This window comes from Roseibium sp. (assembly GCF_051016195.1).
Lineage (GTDB): Bacteria > Pseudomonadota > Alphaproteobacteria > Rhizobiales > Stappiaceae > Roseibium.
Map to the genome: position 1 here is coordinate 3,914,229 of NZ_CP134616.1, position 22,390 is coordinate 3,936,618.

The window sequence follows — 22,390 nt, forward strand, 5'->3', positions numbered from 1 at the left end:
CAAGGTGTCGGAAACCTGGTTGGATGACAAGGCCTTCCTGCCGCATTGGAAGGTCTGTGCGACACAGGTGTTTACCTGTTGTTAAGCGTGTCCCGGTTGACTGTTAACTTGTGTTTGACCTTGGGAGAGGTGAACATCGAGCGCAATGCAGTCCGATTGGCACGCACGTGAAGAAGGCAGGAGAGACACATGGCAGTTCCGGTAAGAAGCTCAAATTACAGGCGATCGCTTCCCGTGCATGCTGTTCCTCTTCTGGTTGCCGCCGTGATCGTCTCCTCGTGCAATTTCACAAGCATTCCGGAAAGCATATCGGTGGCCGCGGACAGCTCGACACGGTCGGCGCCGGCAGCGCGGGTATCGGCGGTCCCGTCCAAGTCCGCCTTTCTTCCGGTCGCTGTCGCGACCGCGCGTTCTGCCGCGGACAAGGTCAGATCTGCCGTGTCGGCCGATCACGGTGATGCGGCGTGGATCTGCACCGCCAGTGGGTTCGGTCAGAAATCCAGATGCCGTGCGCGTGCCGACCAGAGCTGATGCCGCAGAAACAATTCATCTTTTCCAGAATTATTTGATTTTTTGAGCTTTTTCTTACGATTACTTCAATCTTTCTGCCGGATTAAGAATATTTAATCTCGCGATCTTTTTGTTGAACTGCATACCGATGGCCTCCACCTCTTGCAGTGCTAGGATGTGAAGCTGGCCGGATACAATCATTCGCTGTGAACGCGGACGTTTTGTATCTGCCTGGTGACACCTGAGCCCGAATGGCAGAGGGCGGATCACACCTGCGAAAATTCGAAGCTCGAAGGAAACTCCCGACCGGAGTGACGCTTTGGCAAATGGCTCCCGAACCGTTCCCGAAAGGACCGGCCGGGAATCCCTCGCGGCTTGCCGAATGGCCGGCCGCTGCCGATTTCGGAGGAATGCAATGAATACGGACGGCGCGACGACTGGAAACGACCAGCGGCAAAAGATCCAAGCGGCCCGCTTCAGGCCGGTGAAGACCGCCCTTGTGACCGGCGGTGCCGGTTTTCTGGGGTCGCATCTGTGCAGACGTCTGCTCGGTGAGGGCTACAGGGTCATCTGCCTCGACAACTTCTCCACGGGTCAATTCGAGAATGTCGCGGATCTGACCGACTATCAGAATTTCAGCCTGATCGTTCAGGACATCGAAACCCCTCTTGCAAGGATCAACGAAGGTCTTGACGAGATCTACAATCTTGCCTGCCCGGCATCGCCGCCGCACTACCAGCGCGATCCCGTGCGGACGATGAAAACCAACGTGATGGGCGCACTCAACGTTCTTGATCTTGCCGAACGGACGGGAGCGACGGCCTTCCAGGCATCGACATCCGAGGTTTACGGTGATCCGCTGGTGCATCCGCAACCGGAGAGCTACAGCGGCAATGTCAACCCGACAGGACCGCGCGCCTGCTACGATGAGGGCAAACGCGCGGCGGAAACGCTGTTCTTCGACTATGCCAGGACCCGGTCGGTGCCGATCAAGGTTGTCCGCATTTTCAACACTTATGGCCCGAACATGCGTCCGGACGACGGCCGCGTCGTTTCGAACTTCATCATCCAGGCGCTGCGCGGCGAGGACATCACGATCTACGGCAGCGGCCGGCAGACCCGTTCCTTCTGTTACGTCGATGACCTGATCGAAGGGTTCCGCCGTCACATGCAGACGCCTGAAAACGCACTTGGCCCGATCAATCTCGGAAATCCCGGCGAGTTCACGGTTCTTGAACTGGCCGAAAAGGTCATTGCCAAGACCGGTTCCCGGTCGAAGCTTGTCTTCCTCGAAAAGCCCGTCGACGATCCGCAGCAAAGAAAGCCGGACATCAGCGAGGCGAGGCAGTCTCTCGGATGGACGCCGGAAGTCAGTCTCGACCAGGGACTGGATCTGACGATTTCCCACTTTGATGATCTGCTGCGCAGCCGTGATGGGCTCCGCGTTGCAGAGGCGGCAGAATGATGCGCAGGCGCATTCTGGTCACGGGCGGCGCCGGTTACATCGGCAGCCATACGTGCAAGCTGCTGGCGTCAAGCGGCTGGGAACCCGTCACATTCGACAATCTGAGCACGGGAAACCTCTCGTCCGTCCGCTGGGGACCATTCGTTGAGGGTGATATCCGCGATACGACGCTTCTTGAAAACACGCTCAAAGTATTTGAAATCGAGGCGGTCATACATTTTGCAGCCTCGGCCTATGTCGGCGAGTCTGTCGTTGATCCGGCGGCCTACTACGACAACAACGTTCGCGGAACACAGTCCGTTCTGGATGCCTGCACGTCGGCAGGAGTGGACCGGCTGATCTTTTCCAGCAGTTGCGCAACCTATGGCATTCCGCGCCAGCTGCCGATCCGCGAAGACAGCGAACAGCAACCGATCAATCCTTACGGTAAGACAAAGCTCATGGCCGAGCACATGATCCGGGATTATGCGCAGGCCTATGGTCTGAACTATGTCATCCTGCGCTACTTCAACGCGTGCGGCGCAGATCCGGAAGGCGAACTGGGCGAGTGGCACGACCCGGAAACGCACCTGATCCCGCGCGCGATGATGGCAGCGGCCGGCCGGTTGTCGCATCTCGACGTCTACGGCGACAGCTACGAGACCGAAGACGGAACGTGTCTTCGCGACTATGTCCATGTCCAGGATCTCGCCGAGGCGCATGTTCTTGCGTACCGCCGTCTTGATACGGGCGGGGAGAGCGCGGCCTACAATATCGGGTCCGGAAACTGCCTGTCCGTGCGCGACATCATCAACAGCGTGGAGCGCATCACGGCGAAATCCGTTCCGGTCAACCTGCAGGACAAACGTCCGGGTGATCCTCCCGTTCTTTATGCAAATCCTCAAAGGGCACAGTCGGAAATCGGCTTCAAGGCACGCTTTTCGGACATCGACACGATCGTGCGCACGGCGGCTCCCTTCTTCGGTCTGGAGACACGGTGACATGCAGACCAGCCCGAAGACATCTGCGGACGAAACAGCGGCACCCTTCCTGGTGCCGATGCTCTCGCGCGCGCAGAAACTGCGCTATCTTGCCGGTGTCGGCCTCTGGATTGCCGCGATCGTGTTCTTCTGGAGCTGGTGGCTGGACCCCGTCCACAACGCAGGCACCGTCCGCTATGTGGCCGTGTCCGTTATCCTGGGCTGGATCACGCTTCTGCCACTTTACTTCCTGGCCATGTTCATTCCGGCAAAGGTGCCGAACCCCAAACACGGCCTGCCGAAAGGTGCGCGCGTTGCAATGGTTGTCACCAAGGCGCCGTCGGAGCCGTTCTGCGTTGTCAGGACAACGCTGAAGGCCATGCTGGCCCAGACGCTGACGCATGACACCTGGCTCGCGGATGAACGCCCCAGTGCCGAAACCATTTCCTGGTGCGCACAAAACGGTGTGCGGATCTCCACGCGCAAGGACAGGCCCGACTATCACCGGCAAAGCTGGCCCCGGCGCACACGGTGCAAGGAAGGCAACCTTGCGTTCTTCTACGATCAATACGGCTATGAAAACTATGACTTCGTCAGCCAGCTGGATGCCGATCACGTGCCGGAGCCGGACTACCTTGAAAAGGTGATGGCTCCCTTCGCGGACCCGGAGGTCGGCTACGTGTCAGCGCCGAGTATCTGCGACAGCAATGCGGCCAGGAGCTGGTCGGCGCGCGGCCGTCTCTACGCCGAAGGGACGTTGCATGGCGCTCTGCAGGCGGGCTATTCCAACGGTTGGGCTCCACTTTGCATCGGTTCGCATTACGCGGTGCGCACGGCGGCGCTGAAGGACGTTGGCGGGCTCGGCCCCGACCTGGCTGAAGATCATTCGACAACACTTCTGATGAACGCCGGTGGCTGGCGCGGGGTTCACGCCATCGATGCAATTGCACATGGCGATGGTCCCAACACCTTCACCGATCTGGTGACGCAGGAATTCCAGTGGTCCAGAAGCCTGGTCACGATCCTTCTGCAATACATGCCGCACTATGCCGGCAAACTGCCGCCGCGGTTGAAGTTCCAGTTTCTGTTCGCGCAGATCTGGTATCCGCTGTTCGCGGTATTCATGACCACGATGTTCGCGCTGCCGGTTGTCGCCCTTGTTGCGGGTGTGCCGTTCGCAAACGTCACCTATCCCCAGTTCCTGCTGCACTTCCTGCCAATTTCCGCTGTTCTGGTCGTGATGGCCTTGTGGTGGAAACGCGACGGCTGGTGCCGGCCCTACAACGCCAAAGTGCTCAGCTGGGAAGCGCTGTTGTTCCAGGCCGCGCGCTGGCCATGGGCGATGCTGGGATGCCTTGCGGCCTTCCGGGACTGGCTGACCGGTTCGTTCGTCGACTTCCGGGTCACACCCAAGGGCACGGATGCAGCCGAGCAACTGCCGGTGCGCGTGCTCTTGCCCTACGCCGTGCTTGCGCTGGTGTCCGTGGTGCCCGTGCTGGCATTCGCCGATGTCGGCGAAGCACGGGGGTTCTACCTCTTTGCGACCCTGAATGCGGTGATCTACGTTTCCCTGCTGGCGGTTATCGTATTCCAGCACGCGCGGGAGAACCGCAGTCCCGCCGCTGCGTTCAACTGGCGCCCCTACGCGCAAGGTGCTTGCGTTGCAGTCCTGGCAATCCTGCCAGCGACCGCGCTTGGTCTCAGGGGGCCGGTCGGCCTGGAAGCCCTCGAGATCGGCGCCGAACCGGTCAAGCTGACCCGTTCCACCTATTCGGTTGCCGGTGCCGGCATGGGAAGCGCAGGTCTTCGGACCGTCCGAATTCGGCCGCATCTCGTGACCCCGTCGCATCCGTCTTTCAACCAGCAGGCCGAGGCGGCAGCCGAGACCGCACGCCCGACCTAACGCGCCGCACGAAGCCACACAACGATCTGGAGCTAGAAATGAAACACAGAGCAAGCTTACCCAATCTATCGATCCGGACCGGCATTCTCGCGACAGTCGTGGGTGCGGCCTCGATGATGGCCGTGGCACAGGTTGCCAACGGCAACACCGATGCGGGCGTCGTCGTTCCGCAACCGAGTGCGGACATCGCCTTTGGCGCCTATGATCCGCCGGGCTTCTTCACCGACAGAAGCGGTGTCTCGGTCGAGCATCTCTTCCTGCCCTGGGAAGACGTTGAGCTGGAGAGCCTTTTGCTCGCCGATCAATACGCGAAGGAGCGTGGCCGGTCCGTGCTCCTGACCGTGGAACCCTGGACCTGGGGCGAGAACTGGGATGTCTCTCCCGACGAACTGCGCGCAGGGATCGCTGCGGGTGACTATGATCCGAATATCTCCGCGATCTGCACGGTCGCAGGCTCCATGGAAAGCCCCGTGATGATCCGGTGGGCGCAGGAAATGGAAAGCACTTCCGGACGCTTCACATGGTCGGGATGGGAACCGGAGGCCTATATCGATGCCTACCGGCACGTCGTCGATGTCTGCCGCGACAGCGCTCCGGACGCGCGTTTCATGTGGTCTCCCAAGGGTGAGCAAGGTCTTCAGGCCTATTATCCGGGCGATGACTATGCCGATGTCGTTGGTCTCTCGATCTTCGGCCTGCAGCAGTGGGACAAGGACAAGTTCGGCGGCAACCGGTCTTTTTCCGAAACCCTGCGCCCGGCCTATGACCGCGTTGTCGGGTTTGGCAAACCGGTTTACGTGGCCGAACTCGGCTATGTCGGCGACCGCGCCTACGTGACCGACTGGGCCGAGGAAGTGACTGCCGTCGGCAATGAATTCCCGGAGCTCACGACCGTTATCTATTTCAACGACAAGGAAGTCTGGCCCTGGCCGGACGGTTACGGTCTGCCGGACTGGCGGATCACGGAACAGATCCTGCCCGCCAACTCCTGAGAGCGACGGGACCTGAAACCTGACAAAGAGGAGCCATGAAATGAAACAGAAATTCACAGCATTGGCGATCGCAGCCTCGATCGCTGGAGGCGGTCTTGCGATCGGAACGTCCGACCGGGCAGAGGCAGCGACGCAGCAACAGGTGAACGCCGCCGCGCAAGCCGCAAGCCCGATGTCGGTCGACGAGGTCTTCGGGCTCTATGCCAACAGGTCATGGATCTGGAACGACGGTGCCGGCTATTTTGCCAACAGCAAGCGTGCCTTCTCGGCCTACTCGGGACGTGGCCGGAACGCGTCCTACGGCGAGGGAAACTGGTTCATCAAGGCGAATGGGACCCTGTGCTTCAATGCCACCTGGGTTGCGGCGGACGGGTCCGCACCCGCCGTAACCTGCTTTGCTCACCGCAAGGACGGCAACACCATATACCAGAAGAAGGTTGGAGAAGGAGACTGGTACGCGTTCCAGTCGACACCGGCGCTGCGCAGCAACGAGATCCGCAAGTTGAAGAAAGGCGACTATGTCAGCCGGAGAATGGACCGGATCAAGTCGCAACTCGACAAGGCTGCCTGAGGGGGACCGCACGAACCGTGCCGTCAATCCGGGCGGCACGGTTCGCTTGTCTCGGCTGTTTCCAAGGTTCAGGATTCGCCGGCCATCAGTTTCTCGGCATAGTCGTCCATCGTGATGGTCCCGCCCTCGGAAACGGTTCTGGCCCTGGCGTCCTGGGGCAGGGAATCCTGCACCATGTCGATACGTTTCCAGGACGGGTGCGGCTGCTCGCCCTTGTCGTCTGGCACGTAGGGGCTTGCCGAAACGCGCCTGTGCTTGTGAATGTAGCGGGCGCAATTCAGAAAGCACGAAGTCACGTCGACGCGGACCAGCATGTTCGCGCCGGGATAGCGGGCAAGTTCCGGGTCGTCTTCGCTGAGACGCGCATTGCCCTGAACGCGGATACGATTGGGCGTTTCCATGTCGATGAACAGAAGGCCCACCTTGGCAGCGGCCTTGATGTTGCCCATGGACTTGAACATGCCATTGCCGTCATAGCTTGGAAACACGAGGGTGCGCGGGCCCAGGACCTTCACGATCCCGACGGGACCGCCCTTGTAACTGACAGTCGGTTCCCCATCCGCGCTGACCGTCGACAGGAAGAAGAAGTCGCGGCTTTCGATAAACGGTACGTGAGGGTCTTCGATTTCGTCGCGGACAATGGCGGCAACGACGGTATCCGCCAGTTTGGCGGTCCCAAACCTGGCCTGAAGGTCACGCTGCGCGCTTGTGTAGAATTCATCGGCTGTCGGCATTTATGCCTCCCGGTTTGGCCGGGGCGCAGCGCTTGCCTGGCGCCCCGGAAGGTGTCTCATTCAGCGGCATTCGCCACAACGGCCGGGGCGTCCGCCTCGTCCTGCTCGACATAGCGGGCGGCTTCGTTATCGAAGCTCATCACCGGCGGGCTGGGTTTCTTGTTGAACATCAGCCGGAAGACATCGGGCCGGGAGTAGTGGCCGCACGGGTCGGCGGCGGCCTTGCCGATGGCAATCATGTTGAGATCAATGTCGGCAATCACCAGTCCTTCCTCGTCGGGTGCGAGATTGGTTCCAAGGGGTGCGCCGTCCGGGCCGAAGATGCGGGCGTGGCCGCCACCAGGCTTCAGCAATTGCTGTTTCACCGGCGTGTCGCAAAGGAACTCGGACATCTCCTGCGAAACGGTGGCACAGGCTGCCAGAACGAAGCATTGACCTTCGACGGCGTAGATCCGGCTGGCGGCCTCGTTCACTTCCGGCCCGAGCGCATAGGCGCCGCCTTCATAGAGCGAAAAGCTCGGCCAGGCGGCAACGTGGATCTGTTCGTTCTGCGAGAACATGGCGTATTTGTTCAGCGGCTGAATGTGTTCCCAGCAGCACAGAGCGCCGATCCGGCCGAGCTCCGTCTCATGAACGGACATGTCGCTCCCGTCGCCTTCGCCGAAGACGGTGCGTTCCACGTGCGTCGGTTTCAGCTTGCGGCGCCGGGAGATGACCTCGCCATCCGGCCCGTAGTGCCACTGGCCCATGTAAAGGGTTCCGTTGACGTTCCAGGAAAGCCCCATGACGACATGCATGCCGTTGTCCCTGGCTGCCTGCGCCAGTCGCTTGTCCTGTTCACTGCCTTCCCTGATGGAGTTCGCGGCGTAGCGGGGAACGAGCGGCATGTACATGGCCGTTGCATCAAGCCAGATGTACCAGGGGTAGCCCGGCAGATAGGTTTCCGGAAAGGCGATCAGCTTGACGCCCTTGGACGCAGCCTCCTCGATCAGGCCGATGGCCTTATCGACGCTGGCATCCAGATCCAGGAATACGGGTGCGGCCTGCACGGCGGCCGCCTTGAAGGGAGCAGTCATGATTTGTCCTCCACGATGTGACGCTTGCGATCAGCGTGTCACATCGGACGATTTCCGACTTCGCATTCCAGGCGGAAAAAGCGCGCAATCTGGGCGGAAAGGCGCGGAAACTTCGCAATACGGGCGCGTTGTGCTAGGGTCAGAACTCATTAATTTGGATGAATTGGTAGGGATAATTTGTTCGGATACGAGGCGCAAATCTGCGGGAAACCGTCCGGTTTCCAAAGATTTGCAATGACGTTGCCGGGCAAATTCACCCTATCCCTACAGGACGCAAAAACGGCTTCGAACCGCACCGTCAAACCGCTCAACCGGGCAGGTAGCCCGCTTGTCGCGCTTTTCCTTGCAGTTCATCGCCGTTTGCTGCGCCAATTCAACCAGATTTATGGGTTCTGACCCCAGGTCTGTTCATGAAGGAGGTGGCGGTGAATGGCGATATTGCTGAGCACGGAAAGCGTCCGGCAGACCGAAAGCTTTGCCTATTGGCGTGAAGCGGTCTGTGACGCCTATGTCCACCTCGACTGCCAGTGCGACCGTCCGGACGGCTTTCACGGCGAGATCCTGCTCAACCGGTTGTCCCGGCTTTCGGCCTCTTTCGTTTCGGGCAGTCAGCAGTCGGTTCGGCGCAGGCGCCGGGATATCGCTCTGGCCGGGGAAGAGAGTTTCCTGATCAGCCTGCAAATAGAGAAGGAAGGCGGTGTGCTGCAGGATGGACGTCAGGCACGCCTGACGCCAGGCGATTTCGCGCTCTACAGCAGCGTCGACCGTTACAATCTCGAACTGCCGGACGGGTTCCGCCAGCTTGTCGTGCAGATACCGCGTGACATGCTTCTGAGCCGTATGCCCGATGCCGATCTCATGACCGGCATATCCGTTTCCGGCAGCAGCGTGATGGGGCGCATCATTCACGACAGTGCCGTGCGTCTCGTCAGCGCGATCGACCAGTCGCCAGCACAGGTTCAGCATTCCCTGCAGGATACGGTCGTCGATCTCTTCGTGACCGGCCTCGCGTCGCTCAGGGAAACGCGGTTCGAACTCAGCAGGCCGGAACAACAGATCCTGCTGCGCGCTGATGCGGAGATACGCGCCAGCCTGGGAGACCCCGATTTCGATCGTCATGCCCTCGCGGCCGCGCTGGGACTGTCATTGCGCCGCCTTTCGGAGCTCTATCGCAGCGATGGCCGAGCGATCTCCTCGGAAATCAGGACGCTGCGTCTCGATCGCATCGCGGCGGATCTGAAGGACCTCCGCTACGCACGTCACTCGATCGGAGAGATCGCCTATCGCTGGGGCATAACAAACCAGCAGAGCCTCACGCGGATGTTCAAGGAACGCTTCGGCAGATCCCCGAGAGACTACCGCGCCAACGGCTGATGCCGGGCGCGGCGGCTTCGGCGCGTGCGTATCTCAGCCCGGCCAGAGTTCGGTTCCCGGGTGGAACTGGGACCAGGCGAACCAGAAGGCCTGATGGCTGCCGAGATCCGAACCGTCCGCATCGACGGCACGGATTCCACCGGCGTCGAGTTCAAGGCGGACATTTTCGAACGCGATCTCGTCGCCTTTCTGCAAGGCGGCCATAGCCTTGCTCCGCTGGAAGGCCACCGGTTTACCCGATGCGGTGACAATGCCGATGATGTCCTCGTGAACGGGGAGGCGCGGATCGACGTCACCAACGGGGAAAATCGGACCATTTGCATCACGGCCGTTGCGGAAGTCGAAATCCCGTCCGAGTGCCAGTTTCTCCACCAGCACGGTTGTTTCCGGATGCGCCTTCTTCCAGGTTCCCCAGTCCGTTGTCACGACGCCCGCCTGTTCGAGCTGGACGTCTTTCTCGTGAAGCGGACCGGTGACGGCTTTCCCAAGGAAGGTGTCGAAAACCGAATAGGTGTTCACGTCATACATGACCTTGTTGGAGCGGATCAGCAGACCAGATGTTCGCAGGATGGGGCGCTCGATGCCGCCCGGCAACTGGTCGGTGAAATAGGCCTGTGCGGCACCGCAAAGTGTGCAGTAGGGAATGCCGAGATCCCGTCCGCCAAGGGTGTCATTGACCATTTCGCGGACTTCCATGATGCGCCGCGGATAGGCGCGGTACTCGCCGTTAACGCCAACACCAAAGACGATGTCATCGTCTTTCAACCAGGTGGCCTCTTCAGCGCTGCTGACCTCGGGGTTGTCGGCGGCCGGTATGCAGTTGCAAATCTCGTCGGTCGTGTTATAGGCACGGTTGTCAATCAGGACGCCGCCCCAGGACACATGACGCCAGTCGATGTCGCCTTCCACGAATATCCTGTCCCAGCCGGGCACGATGGTCGTGAAGATGCCGCGCTTGACTGCAAGATAATCAGGCGGTGCAGGTATGTCCCAGGCGATGAGGTGATCTGTAATCACACCCCAGTTGTTGTCGACCGGGATCTCCTTCTGCAGCAGCTTCGAAGCCGCCTCGGTGAGCGCGGTGCTCAGTTGGGAGCCTGCGGTGAAGCGCATCAGGTCGCTGATGATCCAGACGAGGCGGGGATCCTTGGAGTCCGCGACTTCGGTGAGGGCAAGTGTCTGGTCTCTGCCCCAGGCCGACTGCGTGATGCTGTCGACAAAAGCTGCGTCGACCGCAGCTTTCAGACTGTCGGATAATGGTCCGTCCGGAATTTCGGGTGGCTCACCATATTGGTCGATCACGTAGGCGGGCAAAGCCGACGTTTCTTCGGCATGCGAAACGCCGGACCATGACAGGCACACAGCCATGAATGACGCCGCCAGGGCGACGCGGGTTTGAGTTGCAATTGCCGGAACCATGAAAGCACCTTTCACCTGACGAACATTCGGTGCGCCGACCCGGCGCGTTCATCACGGCGGACAGGCGGGCACACTGGCCACTCAATAAAGAGCGTCCGGCGGGTTTGAAGGCCAATCACGATGCATCAGCAATAGGTGAAGCGTTGCGAGAACCCGTGTGCTGCTGCGCACGGGATGCCGGTCAGATGCCGATTGGGGGATTGACCCCATAACGATCAAACCGGGCCGAACCTAGCTTTCTGACAACACAAACGCTGTCAGGAGCTGCAAGATGACCGGCATTGAAATCGACAAACAGACAACCTTCGCCATGCTCGGCGAGGCGCATGTGCTCATGGCCGAAAGCCCTTTGCACAAGGACCGGAGCATCTTGGAGGTCGGCGCCCTAATCCTGCCGCCCCTGATGCTCGGCCAGCTGCGCATCTGGCGGCGCGGCGGACTGCCGGTTGCTCTCGCGACCTGGGCCTGGCTCGACGAGGCGACGGAAAAGGCCGTTCTTCACCAGGACCATCTTCCGGATCCGGACCAGTGGAACAACGGGTCCAATCCGGTCGTCATCGATTTCATCGCACCCTTCGGCGACGGTTTTCAGACCGCACGTGATCTCAAGCGGACCGTCTTCCCGGACCGCGCCCTGCGGTCGGTTCGCCGCGATGGAAATGGACATGTCCTGCGCATTGTCCAGCACCCGGGCCGCGACCAGAACGGCCGTCCCGTAAAAGCCCGCGCTTTCGCGGCGTAGTTCCCCTTTTTCCCGATTTAACAAAGGACCTTTCATTATGGGCTCTTCATCCAAAAGCATTCACCAGACCTACAAACTCTACGGCCTTTACGGCAACAAGGACGGCGGATCAGGCAACGACAAGCTCTATGGCTATTCCGCGATCAAGAACGATCTGCGCGGCGGATCCGGCAATGATTTCGTCGGAGGCTGGGCTCCACTCAATTACCTTCGCGGTGGTTCCGGCAATGATGTCGTCAAGGCCTACGGTGCCAAGAACTACCTATGGGGCGACAGCGGCTCCGATAAACTCTACGGCTATGGCGCTTACAACGAGATGCGCGGCGGTACCGGCAACGACACGATCTACGGTTATGGCGCAAAGAATGTCATGCGTGGTGACAGCGGTTACGACACGCTTAAGGGGTATGGTGCCTACAACGACATGGACGGCGGCAGCTACAGCGATAAGCTTTACGGTTACGGCGTCACCAACAAGATGAAGGGCGGCTCCGGCAACGACAGCCTGTATGGCTATGGTGCGTCCAACACCATGTATGGCGGCACCGGCAGTGATACGCTGAAGGGTTACGGCGCCTCGAACGTCATGCGCGGCGAGGATGGCAACGATACGCTGGAAGGCCGCGGTGCCTCCAACGTCATGTATGGCGGCGACGATCATGACACGCTGAAGGGCTACGGTGCCTCGAACGTCATGAACGGGGACAGCGGCAACGACAAATTGTTCGGCTATGGCGCGTCCAATGTCATGCGCGGCGGCTCCGGTAACGACCACATGGAAGGCCGCGGCCTGTCCAACGTGATGTACGGTGACAGCGGCGATGACACGATGGAGGGCCATGGTGCGTCCAATGTCATGCATGGCGGCACCGGCAATGATGACATGACCGGCTACGGTGCCTCGAATGTCATGAATGGCAACGATGGTGCGGACCGCATGGAAGGTCACGGTGCGTCCAACGTCATGCGCGGCGGCGACGGCAACGATCAGATGTTCGGCTATGGCGTCAACAACGTCATTCACGGCGACAACGGCGATGATTTCATCGAGGCGAAGGCCGGTGCCACGACCGCATTCGGCGGCAACGGCAACGACACCATCAAGGCCGCCGGTGGCGTCAACGTCCTGAACGGCGGTGCTGGTGACGACACAATCGAAGCGATCGGTGGCGTCAATGTCGTGCACGGCGATGCCGGTAATGACGAAATGCTCGCGCTTGGCGGTGTCAACACCATGTTTGGCGGTACTGGCGACGACAAGATGAAGGCGCTGGGCGTTGCCAACATTCAGTTCGGCGGCGATGGTGAAGACCTGCTTGCGGCTGCCGGCAACGGCAATCTCCAGTTCGGTGACGCCGGCAATGACCAGCTTTACGGTCTCGGTGTCAATGTCGGCCAGTTCGGCGGTGACGGCGAGGATGTGCTGGTCGGTGTTGCTGGCATCAACCTTCAGCACGGCGGCAGCGGCAAGGACAAGCTCTTTGCAGTCGGCGGTGCCAATATCCAGATCGGCGGTTCCGACGATGACTTCCTGATGGCGGGCGGTGCCAACAACATCCAGTTCGGCGATCACCTGTGGAGTGCAATCCCGTCGGATCTCGGCTTCGATGACGGCAAGTTCGCCGAGGTCATCGAGAACTTCGATGAACACTTCGAAACCGAGGGCGGCGGCACCAACGTCATGGTCGGCGGTGGCACCAACAACCTCCAGTTCGGCGGATCCGGAAAGGACTATGCTTTCGGTGCCGGTGGCATGACCACCCAGGTTATGGGCCAGGGCAACGATGTCATGGTTGGCGGTGGTATCGGCGTCGCGCAATATGCCGATGCAGGAAATGACATCCTGATCGGCGGTGGCCAGGGCGTTGCCCAGTTCGGCGGCGAGGGTTCCGACGTGATGGTCGCCGCGGCAAAGGTCGTCGCGCCCCAGTACAAGGCCGCAGCCTCGTTCCAGTATGGCGGTGCGGGTACGGACGTGATGCTCGGACTTTCCCTCGGAGAAGACGCGGCCGCGTCCGTTTCGCTCAACACCGACACGGACAGCGACGGCAACCGCAAGGGCGGTCTCGTGACCGGCGCCTTGCCGTCAGAGATTGTCGTGACGGCGCAACTCGGAGGTGAAGGCGCGGACCTGATGGTCGCCGAAGGACCCGGTGCCATTGCTCACGGCGGCGCGGACAACGATGTTCTGCTGAGCCTCGCAGATGCCAACTCACTCGTCATGGGCGGAGACGGCGACGATCTCGTGCTGACGGCAAACGGTCTCGGCGAAATGGCAGACATTCTCGCCATGGACAGAGAGGACGCCGGCATCGAGGACCTCGCCGAAATCTCCTTCAGCTTCGGAAATTTCTTTGCGGGCGGCTCGGGATCGGACATCATCATGGATGTCATGGATTTCACCAAGATCGTCATTCATGACGCCCTGACCGGCGTGCCCTGGGTCCAGGACTTCCGCTCTGCGCTGACAACGACTGTTAACGCGATCGAGGGCATCACCGAACCAATCGGCAAGCTGATCGATACGGTCACCGACTTCAGCCCGGACTTCGATCTTGCAACCGGTCTGGGTGCTTATGAAGTCAAGGCGAACGTTGTCATGGGCGGTGTCGGTGCCGATGTGCTGGCAGGCGAGGGCTTCCTTTCCGGCGAGGCTGGTGACGACACGTACACGATCTGGGCGAACGGCGAGGCGACAATTGCCGAACGCGCGACTGACGGTGTGAAGTCGTTCCTTGAAAGCTTCGGCGTGGAACTGCCGGTTCTGGACGACATCTCGCAAACGCCGGACGGCAACGATGTCATCGAGTTGCGCAGCTTCTCGCTGCAGGCGATGGACGAAAATGCCTTCAACTTCGTCAAGGCGGATGATGCGCTTGAAATCCAGCTTGACGAGAAGACCGTGGCGACGGTTCACGGCATGGATGAAGAAGCGACCGCGGTTGAATGGCTCAAGGTTGTTCAGGGGGCGGACAGCTTCCAGTTCGATCTGAAAGCGATCTACAACGAGACGGATCCCATGGATGACTTCAGCTTTGCCGTTGAAGAAGTGTCGGTTGGAACGGACACCCTGGCTTCCGGCGATATCCTCGGCCTTCTGGCCGGTGCAGCGGAAACGTTGTCAGCCTTCGGTTCAGCGGAAAGCGACGCGGCTGCGGCCGACCTCGCCGCCGCCCAGGGACACGGCACCAGCGCCATCGGCATGGCAATTCCGGAAACGGATTTCATTTGAGCTGGATGACTGCGGCACCAGGCCGCTCCAGGTGAACAGCAACTTACCAATTGATGGGGCGGCCGACTGGCCGCCTCAAACCATTGCGGCCTCATTTATGAGTCCATCACCTAGTCACCTGAACCTGAAGTTCGCTTCGGAGTCTGCAGAAGCAATGATGCGAACTTCAAATTCGTAAACCGCACTAAAGATCGCGCGGTTTGACGAAGCGTTCCAGGTGCCCGGTGCCCGATCCCAGCTCGGACCAGTCCGTGATATCGAAATCGATAACGGCGAGAGCGGCGGTCGGATATTTTTCCTGGAGATCTGAAAGCGCGTCGGATGCGCTCGTGCCCACGAGGTCCAGCGCAGTGTCTTCCGTTGCCGGATTGTGACCGATCACCATCAGCGTCTGCGCCCTGTGGCCGTGCTTGCGAATGACCGCGCCATATCCGTCTTCGCTTTTCCAGTAGAGATCCGAGACGAGCTCGATATGAGCTTCCTGCGGCAGGTAGGGCAGAATGCGCGCGAGCGTCTCTCGTGTTCGCTGGGATGTGGAACACAAGATCACGCTCGGCTGCAGTTTCTGGTCGCGCAGATAGCGCGCCATCGTAACGGCCGCCGCCTTGCCCCGGGCGTTCAGAGGCCGGTCAATATCCTCGAGGTCCGCGTCTCCCCAGTCGGACTTGGCGTGTCGTAGCAAAAGCAAGCGCATATCGGAGTTCCAGTTGGTCCTCTGTCTCAATAAATGAGAGGAGGGCACTTGTGCAAATGCCGTCTTCAGTTTTGCTGTGCAAGCACCTGCGTAAAGGCAGTCACCGCCGGTCCGACCTCATCCTGCTGGGTGGGCAGTGTGTAGGAAAGCCAGAGCGTGAAATCGGAGTCTTTTCCGGCAAAGTGCCACAAGGTTTCGCACAGGCTGGTGGGCGTCCAGCTCCGCGTCCTGAAAGATATTCCGGTAGAGGCGGCTCCGCTGAGCTGTATTTCCTCAAAACCGGCCGCCTTGTAGTTCCTGGAAAAACTGATCGCTTCCCGGCGCCCCGTGTCCTGCACGTGCTGGCGCAAAACCGCGGTCATGCCATCTCTGCCGGTATAAATGCAGCCGGCAAGACTGTTCGCCCCGCCTTCAAGCACCTTGATCCGGAAAAACGGACCGATCTGGTCGGGGCAGCGCAGCCCCATGAAGTGGCGCAAACCGCCGACATCACTCTGCCAGCCGGCCTCTTTTTCAGGCGGCACCTGGGCGTTGGCGGGGATGACCGTGGCAATAGCCACCGCCGGCAATGCGATGCAGGTCCGCAAGAACAGTCTGGCAATCCGGTGTTTCAAATGGCTCTCCAAGCCGTCAGGTGCGCTCCCGGCGGGACATGAAGGCAAGACGCTCAAAAAGATGAACATCCTGCTCATTCTTCAAAAGGGCACCGTGCAACGGAGGGATCAGTTTGCTGCCATCTTGTTGACGAAGGGTTTCCGGATCGATGTCTTCGTTCAGAAGAAGCTTGATCCAGTCGATGAGTTCCGAGGTCGACGGCTTTTTCTTGAGCCCCGGAACGTCCCTTACATCGAAAAACAGCCTCAGGGCTTCCGATAGGAGACGCTTCTTGATGCCGGGGAAGTGCACCTCGACGATCTCTGCCATGGTTTCCGCGTCCGGGAACTTGATGAAGTGGAAGAAGCAGCGCCTCAGGAAGGCGTCCGGCAGATCCTTTTCATTGTTCGACGTAATAATCACGACCGGGCGTTGCCTCGCCTGGACGGACTCGCCCGTCTCGTAAACATGGAACTCCATGCGGTCGAGTTCGAGCAGAAGGTCGTTCGGAAACTCGATGTCCGCCTTATCGATCTCGTCGATGAGCAGAACAGGTCTTTCCGTGGCTTCGAAGGCGTCCCACAGTTTTCCCTTGCGAATGTAGTTGTTGATGTCCTTGACGCGTTCGTCGCCTAGCTGGCTATCGCGCAGACGCGACACCGCATCATATTCGTATAGCCCCTGCTGTGCTTTTGTTGTCGATTTCACGTGCCATTCGATCAGGCGCGCGCCAAGAGCTGCAGCGACCTGTTCCGCAAGCACGGTCTTGCCCGTGCCCGGCTCTCCCTTGACGAGGAGGGGCCGCTCGAGAGCCACGGCCGCGTTGACCGCGACGCGCAGATCCTCCGTTGCAATGTAATCGTCAGTTCCTTCAAAGCGCATTGTGCCGTCCGTTGTTCATCTCCTGGCCGGAAACTGGCAGGCCCGGCCGCAGGAAGCAAGTCCGCAAAAGGTTGTCCGCTGAAAACAGCCGGGCGGGAGAGTCTTGCCGGGCTGGAGGGAAGATTTTGCCCGGCAAGAGTGTGTTCACTGACCGTTGGCTGTAAGAAACTGATTCCGGAAATCATCGTAATTACCTGAAATTAATGCGTAAATTGATTGCCTGGTCAAACTGGCACGCCCTTTGCGGGCATGGTGTGACTGTGGGCGGGAGCCCATTCGCGCAATGCCCGATCTATAAAGAGGATGCATCATGGGTATTTATGGGGCTATCAACTCGGCTGTCTCCGGTCTGACGGCGCAGGCGATCGCGCTGGAGAATATCTCCGGTAACGTCGCCAACTCGCAGACCACTGGATACAAGCGGCTCGATACAACTTTTTCCGATCTTGTCTCTGGGGGTGGGGCAACACAGGGGTCGCAAGTCGCCGGCACGACATACGCAACATCGCGGGCCACAAACACGATCCAGGGTGATATCACCCAGGTGGATGTGGACACCTACATGGCGATCAACGGCGAGGGCTATTTCGTCGTGACGCAGGCGGCCGATGTCGTTGACGGTTCGACCACATTCGCCGACGAGACATATTACACCCGTGCCGGTGACTTCGAGCGCGACCAGGACGGCTACCTTGTCAACAGCGCCGGCTACTACCTCCAGGGTTTCCCCCTTGACGCCGTGACGGGCAATCCGGTGGGTGACGATCCGGCCGTGATCCAGATCGACAACCAGCCACTTGCGGCGTCCGCAACGACCCAGCTCGATTACCAGGCGAACCTGCCGCGCATTCCGAACACGAATGACTATGACGGATCGACGGCGTCGACGGCGCTGCTGGCTACGTCCGTCGGTGCCGGTGACGTGGCGGTGGCCAATGAGACCGACTTTCTGAACAGCTCGATTTCGGGCGGCTCGATCACGATCTACAACCAGAACGGTACGGCGATGAATGTCGAGGTCCGGTATGCCAAAACGGCGAATGCCGATGTCGGCCCGCCTGTGGTGAACGATACCTGGACGATGTATATCGGCTCCGGCGGAGACGCGACCACCGCCTACTATGATGTCGGCGACGTCGAATTCGACAGCACCGGTACGCTCACCGGCATGACCGCGGGTTCGATCGGTACGGTCAACGGGACAAGCGACGGGTTCGATATCGCGACCCTGACGATTGCCGGGACGGACGCAACGGGTGTCGGGATATCCTTTGCCAATGCCGGGCTGACCCAATACTCGCTGACGCAGTATTCCGACCCGGACGGGTCCGCGAGCTCGGTATCGCTGGATCAGGACGGCTATCCGGCGGGCGAGCTGACGGGTGTCGCCGTTGATGAATCGGGCCGGGTGATTGCAAGTTACTCGAACAGCCAGCAGCGCGCTGTCTTCGAGATCCCCCTGGCGACATTCGAGGCCGAGCAGAACCTGCAGCGCGTTGATGGGGCTGCTTTTGCCGCAACAACCTCTTCCGGCGAAGCGGATCTGACGGGCGGAGGGCAGATCCTCGCCAACAATCTCGAACTTTCCAACGCGGATATCGCGGACGAGTTTTCGAAGCTGATCATTACCCAGCAGGCCTATTCGGCGAATTCGCGGATCGTGACCTCCGCGGACGAGATGCTGGACGATGCCCTGAACATGGTCCGGTAATGAGTTCGCCGCCGGCAGGTCATAACCTGCCGGCGTCGTCGCGTCCGTCAAAGGAGAACCCGCCATGGGTCTTTCAAGCGCCCTGAACACTGCGGTCTTCGGCATCACCTACAATCAGCGTCAGCTGGATGTGACCGCAAACAACATCGCCAATGCGGACACGGTCGGGTATTCGAAGAAGACGATCTCGGCGAAGGCGTATTTTGACGGGCAGGGCAATGTTGCCGGGCTCACGGCCACCGAAATCACCAGAATTATCGATGAAAAGATCCAGGCGGACTATTTCGGTTCGCTGGCCGATACGAACTACGCGAAGCAGATCTCCAGCTTCACCGGACGCCTCGACGAAATTTTCGGAACGATCGGTGACAATGCCGGTCTTTCAACCCTGGTCGGAAATCTATCGTCTGCGCTTTCGACGCTGATGAACGACCCGAGCAACTACACCGCGCAGCAGGAAGTGATTGCCGCGTCGGAGGCCTTTGCGCGCGAACTGAACAGCGCCTATGAGCGGATAAGCGATCTGCGCCAGGAAGCCGATGACTCGTTGTCGCTCCAGACTCAAACCGTCAATAACCTGCTGACGAGCATTGAAGATATCGACTCCGCCATTCGGGATGCCACCCAGTCCAATGTGTCGACTGCGGATATGGAAGACGAACGGGATCGGCTTGTCGAGCAGCTGTCCGGATATCTTGACATTGAAGTTTCGGACGGCGCCAACAACACGCTTTTCATTCAGACTTCGGACGGTCAGCAACTCTACTCCGACGGACAGGCATCCACCCTCAGCTTTGTCACGACACACTCAATGCAACCCGGCGCCGCAGGTCAAACCGTGCTGGCAACCACGCCGGGCGGGTCGACCTATGACGTGATCGCCGCATCTAACTCCGGCGCAATGATCGCGACTGCGGAGCTGCGGGACGAAATACTGGTCGAAGCCCAGAGGCAACTCGACACGATCGCGGCTGAAATCTCTCTGGCCTTCTCCAACGTGCCGGTGGAAAGCACCGCTGTCACGGTCGGGCTCGACGACGGGTTCGACCTTGATGTTTCGGGATTGCAGCCGGGAAACACGATTACGCTGGAATACACCGATACCGGCGGTGTTGCACAGACGGTCACGCTTCTGGCTGTTTCCGATCCCAGCCTGCTGCCGCTTGACGACACGGCGACGGCGAACCCGAACGACACCGTATTCGGGATCGACATTTCAAGCGGCACGCCGGCCACCTACATCACGAACATCACGGCGGCGCTCGCAGCCACAGGCCTCCAGGTGAGCAATGACGGTTCAGACAACCTTCGCGTTCTTGGTGACGTTGGGGCGCCAACCAGTGTGCAAAGCCTTGAGGCCAGTGTCACGGTCGCAGCGGACAGCGACCAGGGTCTTGGACTGGCGATCTTTGTTGACCAGCGTGCGGGCACCGAACTGTTCACCGACGCTCTGGAATCGGGAGGACAGCGGGTCGGATATGCAGCTGGCATCAGCGTCAACCCGGCTCTCATCGCCGACAGCTCGCTTCTGATCGACTATCAGACAACACCTGCCGCCAACACATCCAATGATCCGGCGCGGCCCGAGTTCCTGCTCGATGCACTGAGCTCAGGTGTTGTATATTTCGACCCGGAGGCGGGGATTGGCAGCACGGATTCCCCGTTTCAAGGAACCGTGATCAGCTACGTCAACAACACGATCGCATTCCAGGGCAATCAGGCCGAGGACGCCAAGACCTTTGCGACGGCCAAGGAGACGCTGACGGTCAACCTCGCGGTCAGGTACGAGGAAAGCTACGCCGTTGATCTGGATACCGAGCTTGCCTTCATGGTGCAGCTCGAAAACGCTTACGCGGCCAATGCCCGGGTCATGCAGACCATCAAAGATCTCTTCGATGAGCTTCTGAACATCGTTTAAGGTGCGAAATGACTTTCTCGACAATCACGACGTCACGGTCCTATATCACGCAGCAGCTTGGTGACCTGAACAACCTGCTGTCGGAAAAGACCAATCAACTGGCCACCGGAAAAGTCGGGACCACCTACGGCGAGATCGGTGACAGCAGGCTTCTGGACATTCAGCTGACGCAAAAGGTCAGCCTGATCGAGAGTTACCAGGAGACGATTACCATATCCAATCTGCACCTGGAGACCTTGTCCATGTCTCTGGAGCGGCTTGAATCTCTGCGCCAGGATTCCAAATCCGCGCTGGACAGCAACGATTTCATCCTGCAGGACGATGGTCAGACCCAGACCCAGACGCGCGCAGAACTGCTTCTGACCGAGGCGCTCAACATCCTGAATACCGAAATCGCCGGCTATTACATCTTCGGTGGCACCGATGCGATCAGCGATCCCGTAGCCGCCCTGGATGCGATCATGAAAGGGGAGGGAGGGCTCGACGGGCTTGAGACCTATCTCAGCGAATACCAGCAGGCCAATCTCGGTGCGTCCGACAATGGCCGGTTATCGATTTCGGCCCTGACCACAAACTATGCGGGGCTTGTACCAACCGACTCGACGTTCACGATCGCCGAAGACGGCGCGCATGATTTCGGATTTGATATTTCAAGCGTCACGTCAACTCTGACCAATGCCACCCTCACGGGACCGCTTGGCGCGGACCCGGACAGTTTCGATGTCCAGTTTACGGGCCAGCCGAACCTGGGTGACAGTATCACCGTGGAGCTCAGTCTTCCGCCCACGCATACCGAAACCGTCACCATCGAGTTGAGTGCGGCGCCCACAAGCGAAGTCGAGGGAACCTTCGCGATCGGGGCTGATCTGGAGGAAACGGCGCAGAACCTTCTGAGTGCGCTGACGGACGAAATCGAGAACCATGCACAGACAACGTTGCGCGCGGTTTCCGACGAATGGGCATCGGACGAGTTCTTTGCCACTTTTTCCGGCGAGGAGCCGCTAAGGGTTGATGGCCCACCTTACGATACCGCAACGGCACAGATATCAGGCGCGGCGACAACCGTTGAATGGTACACCGGGCGCAATACCGCAACGACAGATGCCCGCACCGACAAGAATGCCGTCATCGACTCCAACCTGACGGTGAGCTACGGCGTCAGGGCCAATGAGACGCCGCTAAAGGAACTCGTGCAATCGCTTGCGACCTTTGTGGCTGCCGACTTCTCCGGCGGCACGCAGACCGACGAGGAGTACTACAACGAACTGTCGGCCAATCTGCGCAGCATCCTGCAGCCGGTCGGCGTCGACCAGTCGGGCATTGTCGACATAGCCACTGATATTGCGATCACGCACAGGACCGTCTCGCTCACCAGCGACAGGCATGTTCAGATGAAAAGCACCTACGAGGGAACGATCGCCGAAATCGAAGGCATCGACCAGAACCAGGTCGCTGCCGAGATCCTTCAGCTTCAGAACAACATTGAAGTCTCCTACAGAGCCTCGTCCATTGTCTTCAACCTGAGCCTCGCCGATTATCTCTAGGGTACGAAAGGCGTGCGCTCAGTCTTTTCAGTCGACAACAAAAAAAGCCGGGCATCTGTCCCGGCTTTGT

General features: G+C 59.7%; 18 protein-coding genes. 12 read left to right on the top strand and 6 right to left on the bottom strand.

What is annotated here, in order from left to right:
* Window positions 1–189: 189 nt before the first annotated feature.
* The 6 genes from RDA78_RS17840 to RDA78_RS17865 all read left to right on the top strand — a co-directional run bounded on the left by RDA78_RS17840 (window position 190) and on the right by RDA78_RS17865 (window position 6,400).
* Window positions 190–531: a hypothetical protein gene (locus RDA78_RS17840; protein ID WP_434051162.1), complete on the top strand. Its 342-nt coding sequence runs from the start codon at window positions 190–192 to the stop codon at window positions 529–531.
* A gap of 394 nt (window positions 532–925) precedes the next feature.
* The gene (locus tag RDA78_RS17845) at window positions 926–1,975 is read left to right on the top strand and encodes a UDP-glucuronic acid decarboxylase family protein (RefSeq protein WP_434051163.1); all 1,050 of its coding nucleotides are present in this window, start codon (window positions 926–928) and stop codon (window positions 1,973–1,975) included.
* On the top strand, window positions 1,972–2,955 hold the full coding sequence (gene galE / locus RDA78_RS17850; protein WP_434051164.1) for a UDP-glucose 4-epimerase GalE: 984 nt from the start codon (window positions 1,972–1,974) through the stop codon (window positions 2,953–2,955). The genes RDA78_RS17845 and galE overlap by 4 nt, the downstream gene beginning before the upstream one ends.
* Before the next feature lies 1 nt (window position 2,956).
* The gene (locus RDA78_RS17855) at window positions 2,957–4,837 is read left to right on the top strand and encodes a glycosyltransferase family 2 protein (RefSeq protein ID WP_434051165.1); all 1,881 of its coding nucleotides are present in this window, start codon (window positions 2,957–2,959) and stop codon (window positions 4,835–4,837) included.
* 38 nt (window positions 4,838–4,875) lie between these two features.
* Window positions 4,876–5,829, top strand: coding sequence for a glycoside hydrolase family 26 protein (locus RDA78_RS17860; protein ID WP_434051166.1), 954 nt, complete (start codon window positions 4,876–4,878; stop codon window positions 5,827–5,829).
* Between the two features lie 40 nt (window positions 5,830–5,869).
* Entirely contained in the window at window positions 5,870–6,400 is a 531-nt protein-coding gene (locus RDA78_RS17865; protein ID WP_434051167.1) for a DUF995 domain-containing protein, read from the top strand.
* 68 nt (window positions 6,401–6,468) lie between these two features.
* On the opposite strand, the gene RDA78_RS17870 is transcribed toward RDA78_RS17865, so the two are convergent.
* Window positions 6,469–7,134 (bottom strand): pyridoxamine 5'-phosphate oxidase family protein, encoded by a 666-nt coding sequence (locus tag RDA78_RS17870; RefSeq protein WP_434051168.1) that lies wholly within the window; start codon window positions 7,132–7,134, stop codon window positions 6,469–6,471.
* Between the two features lie 56 nt (window positions 7,135–7,190).
* Window positions 7,191–8,210 carry a carbon-nitrogen hydrolase family protein gene (locus RDA78_RS17875; RefSeq protein WP_434051169.1) on the bottom strand — a complete coding sequence of 340 codons (1,020 nt, stop codon included), beginning with the start codon at window positions 8,208–8,210 and terminating at the stop codon, window positions 7,191–7,193.
* A gap of 429 nt (window positions 8,211–8,639) precedes the next feature.
* On the opposite strand from RDA78_RS17875, the gene RDA78_RS17880 reads away from it, so the two are divergent.
* Window positions 8,640–9,584 carry a helix-turn-helix domain-containing protein gene (locus RDA78_RS17880; RefSeq protein ID WP_434051170.1) on the top strand — a complete coding sequence of 315 codons (945 nt, stop codon included), beginning with the start codon at window positions 8,640–8,642 and terminating at the stop codon, window positions 9,582–9,584.
* A 33-nt stretch (window positions 9,585–9,617) separates the two neighbouring features.
* Here the strand turns inward: RDA78_RS17880 and RDA78_RS17885 are convergent, their stop codons facing one another.
* Window positions 9,618–11,003 carry a DUF3179 domain-containing (seleno)protein gene (locus RDA78_RS17885; RefSeq protein WP_434051171.1) on the bottom strand — a complete coding sequence of 462 codons (1,386 nt, stop codon included), beginning with the start codon at window positions 11,001–11,003 and terminating at the stop codon, window positions 9,618–9,620.
* Window positions 11,004–11,274: 271 nt separating this feature from the next.
* On the opposite strand from RDA78_RS17885, the gene RDA78_RS17890 reads away from it, so the two are divergent.
* Window positions 11,275–11,745: a toxin-activating lysine-acyltransferase gene (locus tag RDA78_RS17890; protein ID WP_434051172.1), complete on the top strand. Its 471-nt coding sequence runs from the start codon at window positions 11,275–11,277 to the stop codon at window positions 11,743–11,745.
* Between the two features lie 37 nt (window positions 11,746–11,782).
* Window positions 11,783–14,977, top strand: coding sequence for a calcium-binding protein (locus tag RDA78_RS17895; protein ID WP_434051173.1), 3,195 nt, complete (start codon window positions 11,783–11,785; stop codon window positions 14,975–14,977).
* Window positions 14,978–15,161: 184 nt separating this feature from the next.
* Here RDA78_RS17895 and RDA78_RS17900 read toward each other — a convergent pair whose 3' ends face one another.
* The 3 genes from RDA78_RS17900 to RDA78_RS17910 form a co-directional block, all read right to left on the bottom strand.
* On the bottom strand, window positions 15,162–15,671 hold the full coding sequence (locus tag RDA78_RS17900) for a SixA phosphatase family protein (protein ID WP_434051174.1): 510 nt from the start codon (window positions 15,669–15,671) through the stop codon (window positions 15,162–15,164).
* A gap of 65 nt (window positions 15,672–15,736) precedes the next feature.
* Window positions 15,737–16,285 (bottom strand): hypothetical protein, encoded by a 549-nt coding sequence (locus RDA78_RS17905; protein WP_434051175.1) that lies wholly within the window; start codon window positions 16,283–16,285, stop codon window positions 15,737–15,739.
* A 16-nt stretch (window positions 16,286–16,301) separates the two neighbouring features.
* A complete protein-coding gene (locus RDA78_RS17910; protein WP_434051176.1) occupies window positions 16,302–17,147 on the bottom strand; it encodes an AAA family ATPase in 846 nt (281 codons plus the stop codon).
* Window positions 17,148–17,457: 310 nt separating this feature from the next.
* Here RDA78_RS17910 and RDA78_RS17915 point away from each other — a divergent pair, with 310 nt between their 5' ends.
* From RDA78_RS17915 to RDA78_RS17925, 3 genes are all read left to right on the top strand, one after another.
* On the top strand, window positions 17,458–18,858 hold the full coding sequence (locus tag RDA78_RS17915) for a flagellar hook protein FlgE (protein WP_434051177.1): 1,401 nt from the start codon (window positions 17,458–17,460) through the stop codon (window positions 18,856–18,858).
* A gap of 64 nt (window positions 18,859–18,922) precedes the next feature.
* On the top strand, window positions 18,923–20,776 hold the full coding sequence (flgK, locus tag RDA78_RS17920) for a flagellar hook-associated protein FlgK (RefSeq protein WP_434051178.1): 1,854 nt from the start codon (window positions 18,923–18,925) through the stop codon (window positions 20,774–20,776).
* 8 nt (window positions 20,777–20,784) lie between these two features.
* Window positions 20,785–22,320 carry a flagellar protein gene (locus RDA78_RS17925; protein ID WP_434051179.1) on the top strand — a complete coding sequence of 512 codons (1,536 nt, stop codon included), beginning with the start codon at window positions 20,785–20,787 and terminating at the stop codon, window positions 22,318–22,320.
* Window positions 22,321–22,390: the final 70 nt, after the last annotated feature.